This window comes from Litchfieldia salsa (assembly GCF_900104555.1).
Taxonomy (GTDB): domain Bacteria; phylum Bacillota; class Bacilli; order Bacillales; family Bacillaceae_L; genus Litchfieldia; species Litchfieldia salsa.
The window spans coordinates 107,856-123,212 of record NZ_FNJU01000010.1 but is presented as its reverse complement, the minus strand read 5'-3'; the positions used below and the strand labels follow the sequence as shown (position 1 = coordinate 123,212).

At 36.8% G+C, this 15,357-nt stretch carries 10 protein-coding genes; 9 read left to right on the top strand and 1 reads right to left on the bottom strand.

What is annotated here, in order from left to right:
* Positions 1-9 precede the first annotated feature (9 nt).
* The 5 genes from BLQ56_RS17285 (at position 10) to BLQ56_RS17265 (ending at position 6,256) form a co-directional block, all read left to right on the top strand.
* Positions 10-867, top strand: a complete 858-nt coding sequence (locus BLQ56_RS17285; protein ID WP_090857226.1) for a CheR family methyltransferase — start codon at positions 10-12, stop codon at positions 865-867.
* Positions 868-890: 23 nt separating this feature from the next.
* Entirely contained in the window at positions 891-3,230 is a 2,340-nt protein-coding gene (locus BLQ56_RS17280) for a PAS domain S-box protein (RefSeq protein ID WP_090857223.1), read from the top strand.
* Between the two features lie 101 nt (positions 3,231-3,331).
* Positions 3,332-3,670 (top strand): nuclear transport factor 2 family protein, encoded by a 339-nt coding sequence (locus tag BLQ56_RS17275; RefSeq protein ID WP_090857220.1) that lies wholly within the window; start codon positions 3,332-3,334, stop codon positions 3,668-3,670.
* Positions 3,671-4,354: 684 nt separating this feature from the next.
* On the top strand, positions 4,355-5,938 hold the full coding sequence (locus tag BLQ56_RS17270; RefSeq protein WP_090857217.1) for a peptide chain release factor 3: 1,584 nt from the start codon (positions 4,355-4,357) through the stop codon (positions 5,936-5,938).
* A 90-nt stretch (positions 5,939-6,028) separates the two neighbouring features.
* Positions 6,029-6,256, top strand: coding sequence for a CsbA family protein (locus tag BLQ56_RS17265; RefSeq protein ID WP_175490364.1), 228 nt, complete (start codon positions 6,029-6,031; stop codon positions 6,254-6,256).
* A 77-nt stretch (positions 6,257-6,333) separates the two neighbouring features.
* Here the strand turns inward: BLQ56_RS17265 and BLQ56_RS17260 are convergent, their stop codons facing one another.
* Complete coding sequence (locus BLQ56_RS17260; protein ID WP_090857214.1) at positions 6,334-6,816, bottom strand: HXXEE domain-containing protein; 483 nt, start codon at positions 6,814-6,816, stop codon at positions 6,334-6,336.
* Positions 6,817-7,123: 307 nt separating this feature from the next.
* Here BLQ56_RS17260 and BLQ56_RS17255 point away from each other — a divergent pair, with 307 nt between their 5' ends.
* The 4 genes from BLQ56_RS17255 (at position 7,124) to BLQ56_RS17240 (ending at position 14,969) form a co-directional block, all read left to right on the top strand.
* Complete coding sequence (locus tag BLQ56_RS17255; RefSeq protein WP_090857210.1) at positions 7,124-8,410, top strand: MFS transporter; 1,287 nt, start codon at positions 7,124-7,126, stop codon at positions 8,408-8,410.
* 232 nt (positions 8,411-8,642) lie between these two features.
* Complete coding sequence (gene uvrB, locus BLQ56_RS17250; protein WP_090857207.1) at positions 8,643-10,622, top strand: excinuclease ABC subunit UvrB; 1,980 nt, start codon at positions 8,643-8,645, stop codon at positions 10,620-10,622.
* Between the two features lie 7 nt (positions 10,623-10,629).
* A complete protein-coding gene (gene uvrA, locus BLQ56_RS17245; protein ID WP_090857204.1) occupies positions 10,630-13,503 on the top strand; it encodes an excinuclease ABC subunit UvrA in 2,874 nt (957 codons plus the stop codon).
* 668 nt (positions 13,504-14,171) lie between these two features.
* Positions 14,172-14,969: a serine/threonine protein kinase gene (locus BLQ56_RS17240; RefSeq protein WP_090857201.1), complete on the top strand. Its 798-nt coding sequence runs from the start codon at positions 14,172-14,174 to the stop codon at positions 14,967-14,969.
* Positions 14,970-15,357: the final 388 nt, after the last annotated feature.

Here is a 15,357-nt window from a genome sequence, read left to right as displayed (position 1 = left end):
GTGAGTATAATGGATTATGTAACTGATTATGAGAATAGTGATCAAGAGATTTGTAGTGATCTAGAAAAAGTAGAAATAGAGTTATTGTTAGTTGGAATCTATCGTTATTATGGATTTGATTATCGGAATTATAATTTAGCATCAATCCGTAGGAGAATTTGGCATCGAATCAAGCTTGAAAAACTAACAACTGTGACAGAGTTATTAGATAAAGTACTGCATGACAAGACCCTTATGGAGAAGCTATTAGCTGATTTTTCAATAAATGTAACAGAAATGTTCCGAGACCCGAGCTTTTTTAAAGCATTTCGGTCAGATGTTGTTCCTTTGTTAAAGGAACTCCCAACGATTCGGATTTGGCATGCAGGTTGCTCTAGTGGAGAAGAAGCATATTCAATGGCGATTCTTTTAAAAGAAGAGGGACTTCTTGATCGGACAAGAATTTATGCAACAGATATGAATGATCGTATACTATTACAGGCAAAGAGTGGTCGCATCCCTATCCATAGAATGAAAGTGTATACGAGTAATTATATGGAGGCTGGTGGAAAAAAAGAGTTTTCAGAGTATTATACAGCTGATTCACAGGAAGTATACTTTAATAAAGAGCTTACAGATATGATTACTTTTGCACAGCATAATTTAGTAACAGATAGCTCGTTTAACGAATTCCATGTCATTATTTGTAGAAATGTGATGATTTACTTTGATCGGGGTTTACAAGAGAGAGTACATCAGCTTATATATGGTAGTTTAGCTTCATCCGGATTTTTAGGCTTAGGTAATCGTGAATCACTTTCTTATACCCAGTTTGATGAATTATACATAGAAATTAACAAGTCCGAGAAGCTATACCGAAAAAAATAATACATACTAAGGGCGAGGTAGATATGCAAAATCAAACGGTAAATATATTAATGGTTGATGACCGAAAAGAAAATCTATTAGCATTGCAGGCTGTATTAGAGGATCGTCACTATAACCTTATTTCGGCTACTTCAGGAGAAGAAGCACTTAAATGGGTTTTGAAGGAGGATTTTGCTGTAATCCTCCTGGATGTGCAAATGCCGGGTATAGACGGCTTTGAAACGGCAAAGTTAATCCGTGCACGTGAAAAGTCAAAGGATATACCGATTATTTTTATCACTGCTTTAAGTCAAACACAACAGCATGTAATGAATGGTTACTCAGTTGGGGCTATCGATTATTTATTTAAGCCTTTTCCCCCGCTTGTCTTGAAAAGTAAGGTAGAGGGTTTTGTTAAAATATATTTAAGCCAAATGCAAATTAAAGAACAAAACCGTGTAATTACTGAGCATTCAGTTTTGCTTGAAAAGGCACATCATGAACTACAACGAAGTGAAGCATTAGCAAGAGTAATAACGGAATCCTCAATTGATACTTTAATTACCCTAACTACTAAAGGTGAAATTTTATCAGTGAACCCAGCAGGGAAAGAAATGTTTGGTTATTGTGAAGGAGAACTAGTGCAAGAGCACATATCAAAAATACTTCCATATTTTAACTATAAAGACATAGTGAATGTTGAGGAAGCTAGATTAATTGAATCTAAAGGTGCAAGAGTAGATTCTATTCTTTTTCCAGTTGATTTTCAAATTAGGTCATCATCTGTTGAAGATGAATTAATTTATGTTTGTTCAATCAGAGATATTTCGGAAAAGAAAATTCAGTTTGATATGTTGGAGAATTTAGTTGAGCTACGAACAAGTGAACTGAGACAGAGCCACAAGGAGTTAGAGGTAAAGATAGAAGAGAAGCGGAAGATGGTTCAACTCATTAAAGAGAGTGAACAAAAATATAAGTCATTATTTGAAAATCATCCTGATGCGGTTTATTCAGTAGATAAAGAGGGGAAATTTGTATCGGTTAATGAAGCTTGTGTGACACTTTCAGGTAGACAACAAGATGAGTTGTTAGACATGACTATCATGGACATTATTGCAGAAAACCATCGTAAGCTTTGTATTCATTTGTTTGAGGCTGCACTAAAAGGAGAGCCTAATCATAGAGAATTGAAAATCCTCCATAAAGATGGAACAGAAATCAGTATTCATTCTACGATTATTCCAATCATTATCGATGGAGAAGTAATCGGAGTCTATGGAATTGCAAAAGATATATCCTTACAACAGGATTTATGGGAGCAGTTGTATGAAAGTGAAGAGAAGTACCGTCATTTAGTTGAAGGTTCACCAGATGCCATTATTATTCAACAACTTCATAGTACTGAATGGACATTTATTAACGAAACTGGAATTAAACTGTTAGGGATTGGTGAGGTGACATCTACTAAAAATTCCTTAGAGCATTGGATTCATTTTGAAGATTATGAATTAGTGCGTCAATCGTTGGAATTAGGTATTACTGATCAGCAGGTCCGTTTTTTTGAAGCAAGGTTTATGAGAGCTGACGGGGAAACGATATATGGACAAATCAATTGCATCCCATTCATGTACATGGGAATTCCATCCTTACATATCGTAGTTAGGGATATTACCGAACTAAAGCAAAGTCGGGAATTTATAAAGGAATCTGAGAAATTAACGGTTGTAGGAGAACTAGCAGCGGGAATTGCTCACGAGATTCGAAACCCTCTTACAAGTCTGCGTGGCTTTACTCAGCTTATGCAAATTACCTCTGGAACTGATAATGAGTATGTTCCTATTATGATAGAGGAGATTGATCGAATTAATACAATTGTGGGTGAACTACTTCTATTATCAAAACCTAATGATCTAGAATTTAGAGAAGTAAATATTAATCACCTTTTAGATACGATAGTGATTCTTATGAAGGCTGAAGCTAACTTACATGGAGTTAACATATCCATTGAACATCAAGAAGATCTAACTCAATTCATCTTAGGTGTTGAAAATAAAATAAAGCAAGTTTTTGTGAATGTTGTCAAAAATGCAATCGAGGCAATGCAGACTGGTGGACAATTAACCATTCAAATTATACGAGAAGGTAAACTAATTTCTATTTTATTCCATGATCAAGGTGATGGTATTCCAGCTGACGTTTTAGAGAAAATCGGACAACCATTTTTCACGACAAAAGAAAAAGGTACCGGACTTGGTATGATGGTATGTCAAAGTATTATTGAAAGCCATCAGGGTACAATGAAGATAGAAAGTGCAGTAGGAGTAGGTACCACAGTAGAAATTAGCTTACCTTTATATAAAACTGCTAATATTGTACATACATAATGATTAGACCCATCTGTGAAACAACAAACGAAGAATGGAGAGGATGTCCTCTCTATCTTTGTTTATAGACTGAATATGTTTAATTTGGAGGTAGATGAACAGTGAGTCGAGCGGAAGAGTTGGCAGCTAAGCAGCTTGAAGCATATAATGCACAAAATATTGATGAATTTGTAGCACAATATAGTGATGATATTATTGTCATGGATTTTCCGTCAAACGAAATAACACTTGAGGGTAAGGATGCTTTTAGGCAAAGGTACCATACATTATTTATGAATAACCCAAATCAGCATGCGGAGTTAAAGGCTCGAATTGTAAAGGGGAATGTAGTCATTGATCATGAGTTAGTTACAGGACGGAGTAGTGGTAATGACGTAGAGGCAATTGCTATTTATGAAACAAATGATCAGCATATTACAAAGGTTTGGTTTGTAAAATAGTCTACATTGGCCTGGAGAGGTTTCAATCCTCTCCGTATCTACTAACGATTAAGAAGATTGTTTGCTGAAAACACGTCCAGTTTGCCTGACCCACCGCACTGGGTGCAGTTTCTTTGAAACCATAAAAGTGGAACTTTACCAAACCCATTACACCTTGAACAAACCACCTTAAGCGCCAAAAGCAATTCCTCCTTAGAAAATTAGTATTTGACCCAATTGCAACGAAAAGCATTTTTAATAGTATATGCATATTTTTTTAAAAACATCATATGTACAACCTAAATTGTCGATTTTGGTTTACTTTTATAATTTTTTGGTGAAATTCTAGTTACCTGCTAAACAAAGGTCTGCTAAGCTTCACATTGTAGAATTTGCTTGAATATGATATATTTCTTTCGGTATGTAACATTTAAAAAGGCTACTCTTTAAGTTTGATGTTTTAGACATAAAACATTTAAACGGTAGTGACAAGCAGTCTGAATACACGTAGACTCCTGCGGGACCTGTGGCCAAAGTGAGACCCCAAAGGAGCCAGAGCGACGAGGAGGCTCACTGGTCACCCGCCGGACGCGGAGTGTATTCAGACTGCGGTTTTAAGAAACCAGCCTAAAAACTGAATTTATTCATCAAATAGAAGAGTGTTCTTTCATTTTATGGACAGAGAGTGAGGAAGGATTAATTAATATGAGTTATATAGATGAAGCCCATAAAAGACGTACGTTTGCTATTATTTCCCATCCTGATGCAGGTAAAACAACAATGACAGAAAAGTTATTGTTATTTGGAAATATTATAAGAGAGGCTGGAACTGTAAAAGGGAAGAAGTCTGGTAAATATGCTGCTTCTGACTGGATGGAAATTGAAAAGCAACGTGGAATATCCGTTACCTCCAGTGTTATGAGTTTTCCATATCATGAATTTTATGTAAATATTCTTGATACACCAGGACATGAAGATTTTAGTGAGGATACTTACCGTACATTAACAGCTGTTGATAGTGTAGTAATGATTATCGATTCTACGAAAGGTGTAGAACCGCAAACCATCAAGCTATTCAAAGTCTGTCGAATGAGAGGCATACCAATCTTTACTTTCATTAATAAATTGGATCGAGAAGGAAAAGACTCTTTAGAGTTATTATCTGAAATTGAAGAAGTGTTAGGAATTGAATCATACCCAATGAACTGGCCAGTTGGCATGGGCAAAAGATTCCTAGGAATCATTGATCGTTATCAAAATCAATTTGTGCACTTTAAAGGTGATGAGACAGAAGACATCATCCCTCTTGATGAATTGGAGAATGGGAATTACGCAGAAATTACGAATCACGCAAGTTATGAGAGCACTCAAGATGAGTTAATGCTGTTGGATGAGGCAGGAAATCAATTTGACCCAGAAAGAGTACTTAAGGGAGAATTAACACCTGTATTTTTCGGAAGTGCACTTGCGAATTTTGGAATTCGTACATTTTTCGATACGTTTTTACAATTTGCATCACAGCCAAAGCCACGTAAAACAAATGTAGGCTTAGTTCCTCCAGAACATGAAGATTTCTCGGGGTATATCTTCAAGATTCAAGCAAACATGAATCCTGCTCACCGTGACCGTATTGCTTTCCTACGTGTGTGTTCTGGGAAGTTTGAACGAGGCATGAGTGTTAATGTTAGTCGTACAAACAAAGCAATCAAATTAAATCAAACTCAGCAATTCATGGCAGCTAGTCGTGAAACGGTTGATGAAGCATACCCAGGGGACATTATTGGAATATATGATCCTAACGTTTACCAAATTGGTGACACGTTGACAGCTGGAAAAGATTCAATTTCTTATCAGGAGCTTCCTGTGTTCCCACCTGAAATGTTCCGTAAAGTCCGAGTAAAGAATGTCATGAAATCTAAATCCTTCCGTAAAGGAATCGAGCAATTGGTTCAAGAAGGGGCCATTCAATTATTTAGACAAGAATCTAATGAAGAAGTAATACTTGGAGCAGTAGGACAACTTCAATTTGAGGTGTTTGAATATCGATTACAAGCAGAGTACAATGTATCAGTTGAGTTTACTTCAATTGGAAGTCGTATTCCAAGATGGATTGGAAACAAGGATGTAGACAGCCGTCTATTTGACTCACGTAGCCTACTTGTTCGTGATCGATATGACAGATATGCTGTACTTTTTGAGAATGACTTCACCTTACGCTACTTCACAGATAAAAATAAAGACATCGAACTAATTGATTTACTTGAAACAAACGATTATAAAAGTGTATAAAACTTCCATGGACGGTGCCGCATTGCGGTGCCAGGCACCGTCAGTGGGACATAAGATGTCCCGCGAATGGAAGGTGAGAGGAGATATTAGATGCTGATCAAAATTATCCTAGCACTAATACTGCCGTGTTTATTAGTTATTTTATTTACGAGAGTGACCTACAATCACTATGTAGGGACTGCACTTACAATTGCCTTATTAATCGCATCGATTTATAAAGGTTACACACATACTTCATTAATCAATATTTTAGATGTATTATCATTAACAGCAGGATTCTTATATTCTCGAAAAATGGTAAAGAAATTTAAAGAATAGAAATTGAATATCACAGTAAAAACGTCTAACTGAAAAGTTGGCGTTTTTTTTGGCTATGTAAAATAACTTCTAAGATCTCATAGAATGGGAGACACCTTGCCACCAATTTTAAATAATAGCGGAATAAGTGCTAATAAAATAATCCCTACAATTAAGGTAGATAGGATTAACTCTTTCCATACAATCAAATTCTCTGCAAACATTTGATAAATAATGAATGAATTTATTGGAAGGTTAAGCAATAATCCAGTTACAAGGCCAGGTGCATACTTTTTCATCAGAACGGTTGCAAGTAGATGTGGAAAAAAAGCATTAAAAATCATTGAACCTAAAAAACCAATGAACCCCCATCTAGTAAAATTTGATTCTGGTATATATAAATAACTACATGCAGATAAATAAGCCAAAAGAGTAATAATGATGACAGCAAAGCGAAATTCACCAGAAGTTACTGTTTTTTGAAACCTTGAAGATTGTTGAGACCACTTAGGTAACAGAATCGCTTCCTCAATATTGTGCAATGTAATAGCAATACAAAAAAATGCTATGAGATAATCCACATCCAATTCCTCCTTCTTAAAGTAGCGAACATTGTTTCTTCAATTTAGTAGCCCTTCTTAAAATTATAGGAAAATTAAGGAAATGTATCAATATCAACATTATTAAATAACCGATTCTACTATTAGAAAATTATAATAAAAAAAAGAGTGAAATTACTGAAAAAAGTGATATTATCATTATTATACTGGAAAAAAATACAAACTCAGTCTTAAGACGGAGTAAAACCTAAGCTAGGGTCTGTTACATAAGGTTAAGTGAATGGATATGATTGTGTTAACAGATTAATAAAGAGGTAGGAGATTAGAGATGAAAGATATTATAACCATTTTTAAAAACCGTAACTATTCCTTATTGTTCTTTGCAGCTTTCACATCACAACTAGGGAGTATCATTGGTATATCAGCTTTTATGCTCTATTTATTAAATCGATTTTCAGAACAACCATTCTACGCCACAATGGCCGAGCTCATGTATTCGCTGCCGACATTGTTTGTTTTCTTTCTCGTCGGAGTGTTCGCAGATAAAATGGATCGACAGAAGGTTGCAGCCTATGCTGATTTTATATGTGTTCTTTTATCAGTTGCATTAATCATAACCATTTATATCGATTGGATGCCACTTACCTTTTTTCTATTATTTCTTAGAAGTGCTGTTTCAAAGTTCTTCCATCCGGCTGAAAGTGCAATGATTCAGGGAATTTTAACAAAAAATGAGTATACAATGGCAGCAGGGCTTAACCAAATGACAGGCAGCTTATTTATGTTATTTGGTAATGCATTAGGAATTTTCATTTATTGGAATTTTGGAATTCAAGGAGCCATCCTTTTTGATGCTATCACCTATTTAATAAGTGCGATTTTGATATTAACATGTAAGATTAACGAAGATATAAGATTGCCAAACGGTAAAATGCATTGGAGAGAATTAAGTGCGCGGTCTATCTTTGGTGATTTTAAAGAAGGTTTAGCTTATATATTGGATAAGAGATTACTAGTTTACTTAATCATCGGTTTCTTTGTCTTCGGAATTGTCAATGGTGGTCTTTCCGTAATGCCGACCTACATTTTAAAATATAAACTAGCACCTGATACGTATGAACAGGTATTAATCTATATGGGAATTGTTTTCGGGAGCTCGGTCTTGGTAGGAAGTGTCCTTGCATCTGTCATAGCGAAAAAATTGAAATTATATCAAATGATTATAATCGGTCTTCTTACCTCTGGTGTATTTATAACTGTTACAGGCTTTAGTACCAGTGTATTCATGTTTTTACTGCTAAACGTGACAATTGGGTTAAGCTTACCACTATTAAACATTGCAATAGGTGGCTGGTTACCTCGAATTGTTGATCCGAAAATGATGGGACGTGTTCAAGGCTGGATTACTCCAACTATGATGTTGTCCCAATCGATCACACTAGGTATAATCATGGTCACCTTTCAGAAATCATTGACGATTGAGGGATTATTCTTCCTAGTAGGGGGCTGTATTTTTGCAGTCGGTGTTTTCTACGCAATTGTATTACCTCCTTATGGTGAGGAAGGATATAAAGATGAGAAAGTAATTGTAGAACTGGAAAGTAAACATATTTAACACAAACAAGAAAAAGGCTCATATCAATTGAGTCTTTTTTTTCTTAATAAGTAATCTGTGAGGTTCCACAAAAAAAACAAAACATCAGTTCGTATTTTTGGTGATTTTAGGTATATTTGTGGTACAATGTTTTTACTAATGATGTTATTGATAAAATAGATGTATTCTGCAATAAAAATTTACAACTTCTAGTTGATACATAAATCACCAATTCTTGAATGGAGGCTTATATGTGAACGAACAGTTTGAGTTAGTCTCAAAATATTCACCACAGGGAGATCAGCCAAGAGCGATAGCGCAAATAATAGAAGGCATTAAAGAAGGAAAAAAGCATCAAACACTTTTAGGTGCAACTGGGACAGGTAAAACATTCACAATCTCAAATGTGATTAAGGAACTGAACCGACCAACCCTAATCATTGCACATAACAAAACTTTAGCAGGACAATTATATAGTGAATTTAAAGAATTTTTCCCAAATAATGCGGTTGAGTATTTTGTCAGCTATTATGACTACTACCAACCAGAGGCCTATGTTCCTTCATCAGATACTTTCATTGAAAAAGATTCAAGTGTTAATGATGAAATTGATAAATTACGTCACTCTGCAACCTCTTCCCTATTTGAACGAAGAGACGTGATTATCATAGCGAGTGTGTCTTGTATTTATGGTCTTGGGTCACCTGAAGAGTACAAGGAATTAGTTGTTTCATTAAGAGTCGGGATGGAGCTTGAACGTAATCAACTTCTACATAGACTAGTGGATGTTCAGTATGAACGAAATGATATAGATTTTCGTCGTGGTACCTTTAGAGTTAGAGGAGATGTTGTTGAGATTTTTCCTGCATCTCGTGATGAACAATGTATTCGAGTTGAGTTTTTTGGGGATGAAATTGATCGCATTCGTGAAATAGATGCCCTAACAGGTGAAATCATGGGAGAACGAGAGCATGTTGCGATTTATCCAGCATCCCACTTCGTTACACGTGAGGAGAAGGTTCAACTTGCTCTTAAAAATATTGAGGCAGAACTTGAGGAGAGACTTGAAGAATATAGAGAAAATGGCAAGCTGCTTGAAGCACAAAGGCTAGAGCAAAGGACGAATTACGACCTTGAAATGATGAGGGAGATGGGATTCTGTTCAGGAATTGAAAACTACTCTCGCCATTTAACACTTCGTGAAGCAGGGGCTACACCTTATACGTTAATGGATTTCTTTCCAAAGGATTTATTAATCGTCATTGATGAGTCACATGTTACATTGCCTCAAATTAGGGGTATGTTTAATGGTGACCAAGCGCGTAAACAGGTTCTTGTTGATCATGGTTTTAGATTACCTTCAGCAAAGGATAACAGACCACTTCGGTTTGAGGAATTCGAGGAGCATATCAATCAAATCGTTTATGTATCAGCAACTCCTGGACCTTATGAACTGGAACGTACGCCTGAAGTAGTGGAGCAAATTATTCGTCCAACAGGATTGCTCGATCCACCAATTGATATAAGACCAATTCAAGGGCAAATCGATGATTTGATTGGAGAGATTCGTGCAAGAGCAGAGGTAAATGAACGTGTGTTAATTACGACATTAACGAAAAAGATGTCAGAGGATTTAACCAATTACTTAAAAGATATTGGAATCAAGGTGAATTACCTCCATTCTGAAATTAAAACATTAGAGCGAATTGAAATTATCCGGGACCTTCGAATAGGTAAATATGACGTTCTTATTGGTATTAACCTCCTTAGAGAGGGACTTGATATTCCAGAGGTATCGCTTGTGGCTATTTTAGATGCAGATAAAGAAGGATTCCTTCGCTCTGAAAGATCACTTATTCAAACGATCGGCCGGGCAGCTCGGAATGCGAATGGTCAAGTAATCATGTACGCTGATAAAATAACAAAATCGATGCAAATCGCACTAGATGAAACAAAACGCCGTCGTGAGACACAAGCGGAATACAATAGGGTGCATGGGATTACACCTCAAACCATTCGCAAGGACATACGTGACATCATACGTGCAACACAAGCTGCCGAAGAAGTTGAAGATTATGAAACATTACCAAAGCTTACAGGCTTGACGAAGAAAGAGCGTGAAAAAGTGATTGCTGAAATGGAGCTTGAAATGAAAGCTTCAGCTAAAGCGCTTGATTTTGAACGTGCTGCAGAATTACGGGATTTAATTTTAGAGTTAAAAGCGGAAGGATGACAAAAGAATGGCAATGGAACGGATTATCGTCAAAGGTGCACGTGCACATAATTTAAAAAATATCGATGTTACAATCCCTAGAGACAAATTAGTTGTTCTTACTGGATTATCAGGTTCAGGCAAGTCATCCTTAGCTTTCGATACCATTTATGCAGAAGGACAACGCAGATATGTCGAATCATTATCTGCATATGCCCGACAATTTCTAGGTCAAATGGATAAGCCAGATGTAGATGCAATTGAAGGATTATCACCAGCCATTTCGATTGATCAAAAAACAACTAGCCGTAATCCACGATCAACAGTCGGGACCGTTACAGAGGTTTATGACTATTTAAGACTCTTATTTGCGAGGGTTGGTCGACCTATTTGTCCGATTCATAAAATAGAAATAACCTCGCAAACCATTGAACAAATGGTTGACCGCATTCTAGAATATCCTGAACGAACAAAGCTACAAGTGTTATCACCTGTGGTTTCAGGGAGAAAAGGGACTCATGTAAAGGTACTTGAAGATATAAAAAAGCAGGGATATGTTCGAATACGTGTAAATGGGGAAATGCGTGAAATATCAGAGGAAATCGAATTAGAAAAAAACAAAAAGCACAACATTGAAGTTGTCATTGACCGAATTGTTGTGAAAGATGGAGTTGCTGCTCGGTTAGCCGATTCTTTGGAAGCGGCGCTGAAGTTAGGTGAAGGCAAAGTTGTCATTGATGTCATGGGTGAGGAAGAGCTTCTTTTCAGTGAGCTACACGCATGCCCACATTGTGGATTTTCAATCGGAGAGCTTGAACCAAGAATGTTTTCTTTTAACAGCCCATTTGGAGCTTGTCCAGATTGCGATGGATTGGGAGCGAAGCTTGAAGTGGATGAAGAGCTTGTTGTACCCAATTGGGATCTATCACTAAAGCAACATGCTTTAGCACCATGGGAACCGACCAGTTCACAGTATTACCCGCAACTGCTCGAATCTGTGTGTAACCATTATGGTATAGATATGGAAATACCAGTCAAAGATATCCCAAAGCACTTAATGGATAAAATCTTATACGGTAGTGATGGGGAACAGATTTATTTCCGATATGAAAATGATTTTGGACAAGTACGTGAAAACTATATCGCATTCGAAGGTGTGATATCGAATGTGGAAAGACGATATAAAGAGACAAGCTCTGATTACATCCGTGAACAAATGGAAAAATACATGGCTGAACAGGATTGCCCTACTTGTAAAGGAAATCGTCTAAAGAAGGAAAGCTTGGCAGTTTTAATTTCTGGAAAGCATATCGGCCATCTAACAGCTCTATCGATTAATGAAGCACTTGATTTCTTTACAGCAATTGAATTATCTGAAAAGGAAATGAAAATTGCTAATATGATTTTCCGAGAAATTAAAGAGCGTCTTGGGTTTTTAGTGAATGTTGGACTTGATTACTTAACCTTGAGTCGAGCAGCTGGTACTTTATCTGGTGGTGAAGCACAACGAATCCGTTTAGCGACCCAAATCGGCTCACGCTTAACAGGGGTGCTTTATATTCTTGATGAGCCATCAATCGGTCTTCATCAACGAGATAATGATCGGCTCATTTCTACCCTTCAAAAGATGAGAGATATCGGAAATACGTTAATTGTGGTTGAGCATGATGAAGATACAATGATCGCAGCAGATTATTTAATTGATATCGGCCCAGGAGCAGGGGTACATGGTGGGATGGTTGTTTCAGCCGGAACACCAGCAGAAGTAATGGCAGATGAGAATTCATTAACAGGACAATATCTATCAGGAAAGAAGTTTATTCCGTTACCGCTTGAACGCCGCCAATCAGACGGAAGGTTACTTGAGATTAAAGGTGCAAATGAAAACAATCTTAAAAATGTTTCCGTCAAGATTCCTTTAGGTGTATTCAGTGCAGTGACAGGGGTTTCAGGTTCAGGGAAAAGTACATTGATTAATGAAATTCTACATAAATCCTTAGCTCAAAAGCTTCATCATGCGAAGAGCAAGCCAGGTTCACATAAGGAAGTGTTGGGAACCGAGCATTTAGAAAAGGTCATTGATATTGATCAATCTCCAATTGGGAGAACTCCGCGTTCTAACCCGGCTACATATACTGGGGTATTTGATGACATTCGAGATGTATTTGCATCAACAAATGAAGCAAAGGTACGCGGATATAAAAAGGGAAGATTTAGCTTCAATGTCAAAGGTGGACGCTGTGAGGCATGTCGTGGAGATGGTATTATCAAAATTGAAATGCACTTTCTCCCTGATGTTTATGTTCCTTGTGAGGTCTGCCATGGGAAGCGATATAATCGTGAAACCCTAGAAGTAAAATATAAGGATAAAAATATCTCAGACATTTTAGAAATGACGGTTGAACATGCGGTTTCCTTTTTCGAAAACATACCTAAGATTCGTAGAAAGCTCCAAACAATCTTTGATGTAGGTCTTGGCTATATTACACTGGGGCAACCTGCTACCACTCTTTCAGGTGGAGAAGCACAGCGGGTAAAGCTCGCCTCGGAACTTCATCGCAGATCTACAGGGAAGTCATTGTATATTCTTGATGAACCAACAACAGGACTTCATGTGGACGACATTTCAAGATTACTAAAAGTGTTACAACGTCTAGTAGATAATGGAGATACAGTGTTAGTAATTGAACACAACTTAGATGTGATAAAGGCAGCAGACTATTTGATAGACCTTGGTCCTGAAGGTGGAGACAAAGGTGGACAAATCGTTGCAACCGGTACACCAGAAGAAGTCGTGAAAGTGAAAGCTTCCCATACTGGAACCTATTTAAAACCAATCCTAGAACGAGATCGAAAACGAATGAAAGAACGGATCGAGGAAAAAGAGGCAATCGTTAAATAATGATTAGTTCCTCACTAATTTAATTGTCAAACAGAACAGTTATTGGTAAAATAAAAGTAGTATAAATTAAATAATCACTCCAAAGGGGAGTAGCTATAAAATAAAGTCGTCATTACGGGTACATCCCCGGCTTTATTGGCAACATAACGTTGTTAGCGAGACCTTTGCCATCACATGGTGAAGCTCTCGCGTCTAAAAAACGCTTTACCATTGTGGTAGAAGCGTTTTTTTTATACGGATTTGAAATCTTCATAATAAAAGGCTGGTTTCTAAAAGTCTGTTGTTTACATGAAACATTAAAACGGTGATACAAGCAGGTTGAATACACGTAGACTCCTGCGGGACCAGTGGCCAAAGTGAGACCCCACAGGAGCATAAGCGACGAGGAGACTCACTGGTCACCCGCCGGACGCGGAGTGTATTCAGCCTGCGGCTTTAAAAGCAATAATCTATATGAAGATAGACTAATAAAACGAAATGGGGAAAAGAAGATGTTAAAAAAGATTCTTAAAAGCCTTCTAAATAGTAAAACGCAGCACCGCCGTTATTCAAGTAGCCGTGGAAGAAAACATAGTCATTACGGACATCCTTCAAAATATGGTCATAAGCACTATAAGAAAAAGTATAAATCAAGTGGCTTTTTTAGTAGATCATATAGCAGCAGCTAAATGTTAATACCGAGAAAAATAGTAGAACTATGGGAAAGACCTCTTAAAAATGGTTCAATCATCAACAATCAATTCAAAATCACTCGTTTTATTGGAAAAGGAAGCTATGGATTAGTTTATCAGGCAATTGATGAAACAACCTCACAAATGGTCGTGGTAAAACAACTTCGGAACCGAAAGAGGAATAGTAATGAAAAATTACTAATAAGAGAGGCAAGAATGCTTGAAAGTCTCAATCTAATCAATACTCCGAGATTGGTAGATTATTTTTATGAAGATCATAAGTACTTCCTAATCATGGAACACAAACCAGGCAATAATTTTGAAGACCTTGTCATATATGAAGGGAAAAAGTATAACGAAACCGAATGTATTAAAATTCTATTAAAGGTATTGCAAGTAATTAGGCATCTACATGCGAAAAGAATTATACACAGAGATTTACGATTACCTAATATTCTGCTAAATGAAGAAACAATCTATGTAATTGACTTTGGTCTGGCACTCTTTGTAGATGAGAAGGATAGTGGGGAAGGTATTTCTTCCTCACTTGAGAAAAGGCTATTTCGGGAAGTATCTGTAAAAAGTGATTTCTACGCATTAGGACACTTCTTCCTCTTTCTTTTATACTCGACCTATGAAACAACAACGAGAAAAGAAAGAAGCTGGGAAGAAGAATTAACAATTGATCCTAGACTTAAAAAGATTATAAGAAAAATGCTTCAACTGGAAGCCTCTTATGAAACTGTTGATGAAATCATTAAGGATTTAGAAGTCATAACAGAAGACAACAATTAAATATAAACACACGGGGACTGTTCAAGGATTAGCTCAAGATCATATTGGTCATGCTAGCGCTTCTTAACAGTCTTTTTTCACTTTATAAAAGGCTGTTTTCCCAAAGTTTGTTGTTATAGCCACATACTTTTGAACATGGTAGTAACAAGCAGGAAGAATACACGGAGACTCCTGCGGGACCAGTGGCCAAAGTGAAACCCCACAGGAGCGTCAGCTTTCGAAAGCAACAATCTATACAAAAACAGCCTATGAAAATAAGACTTAAGGCGTATAACAAAATCATTCTGTTGGTCGATTAAAGGAAGATCGTCTACGGCTATAATTACAAATAAGATAACCATTAAAAACTTAATTAGCACATAGAATAGATTAGTGATCATACCCTTAA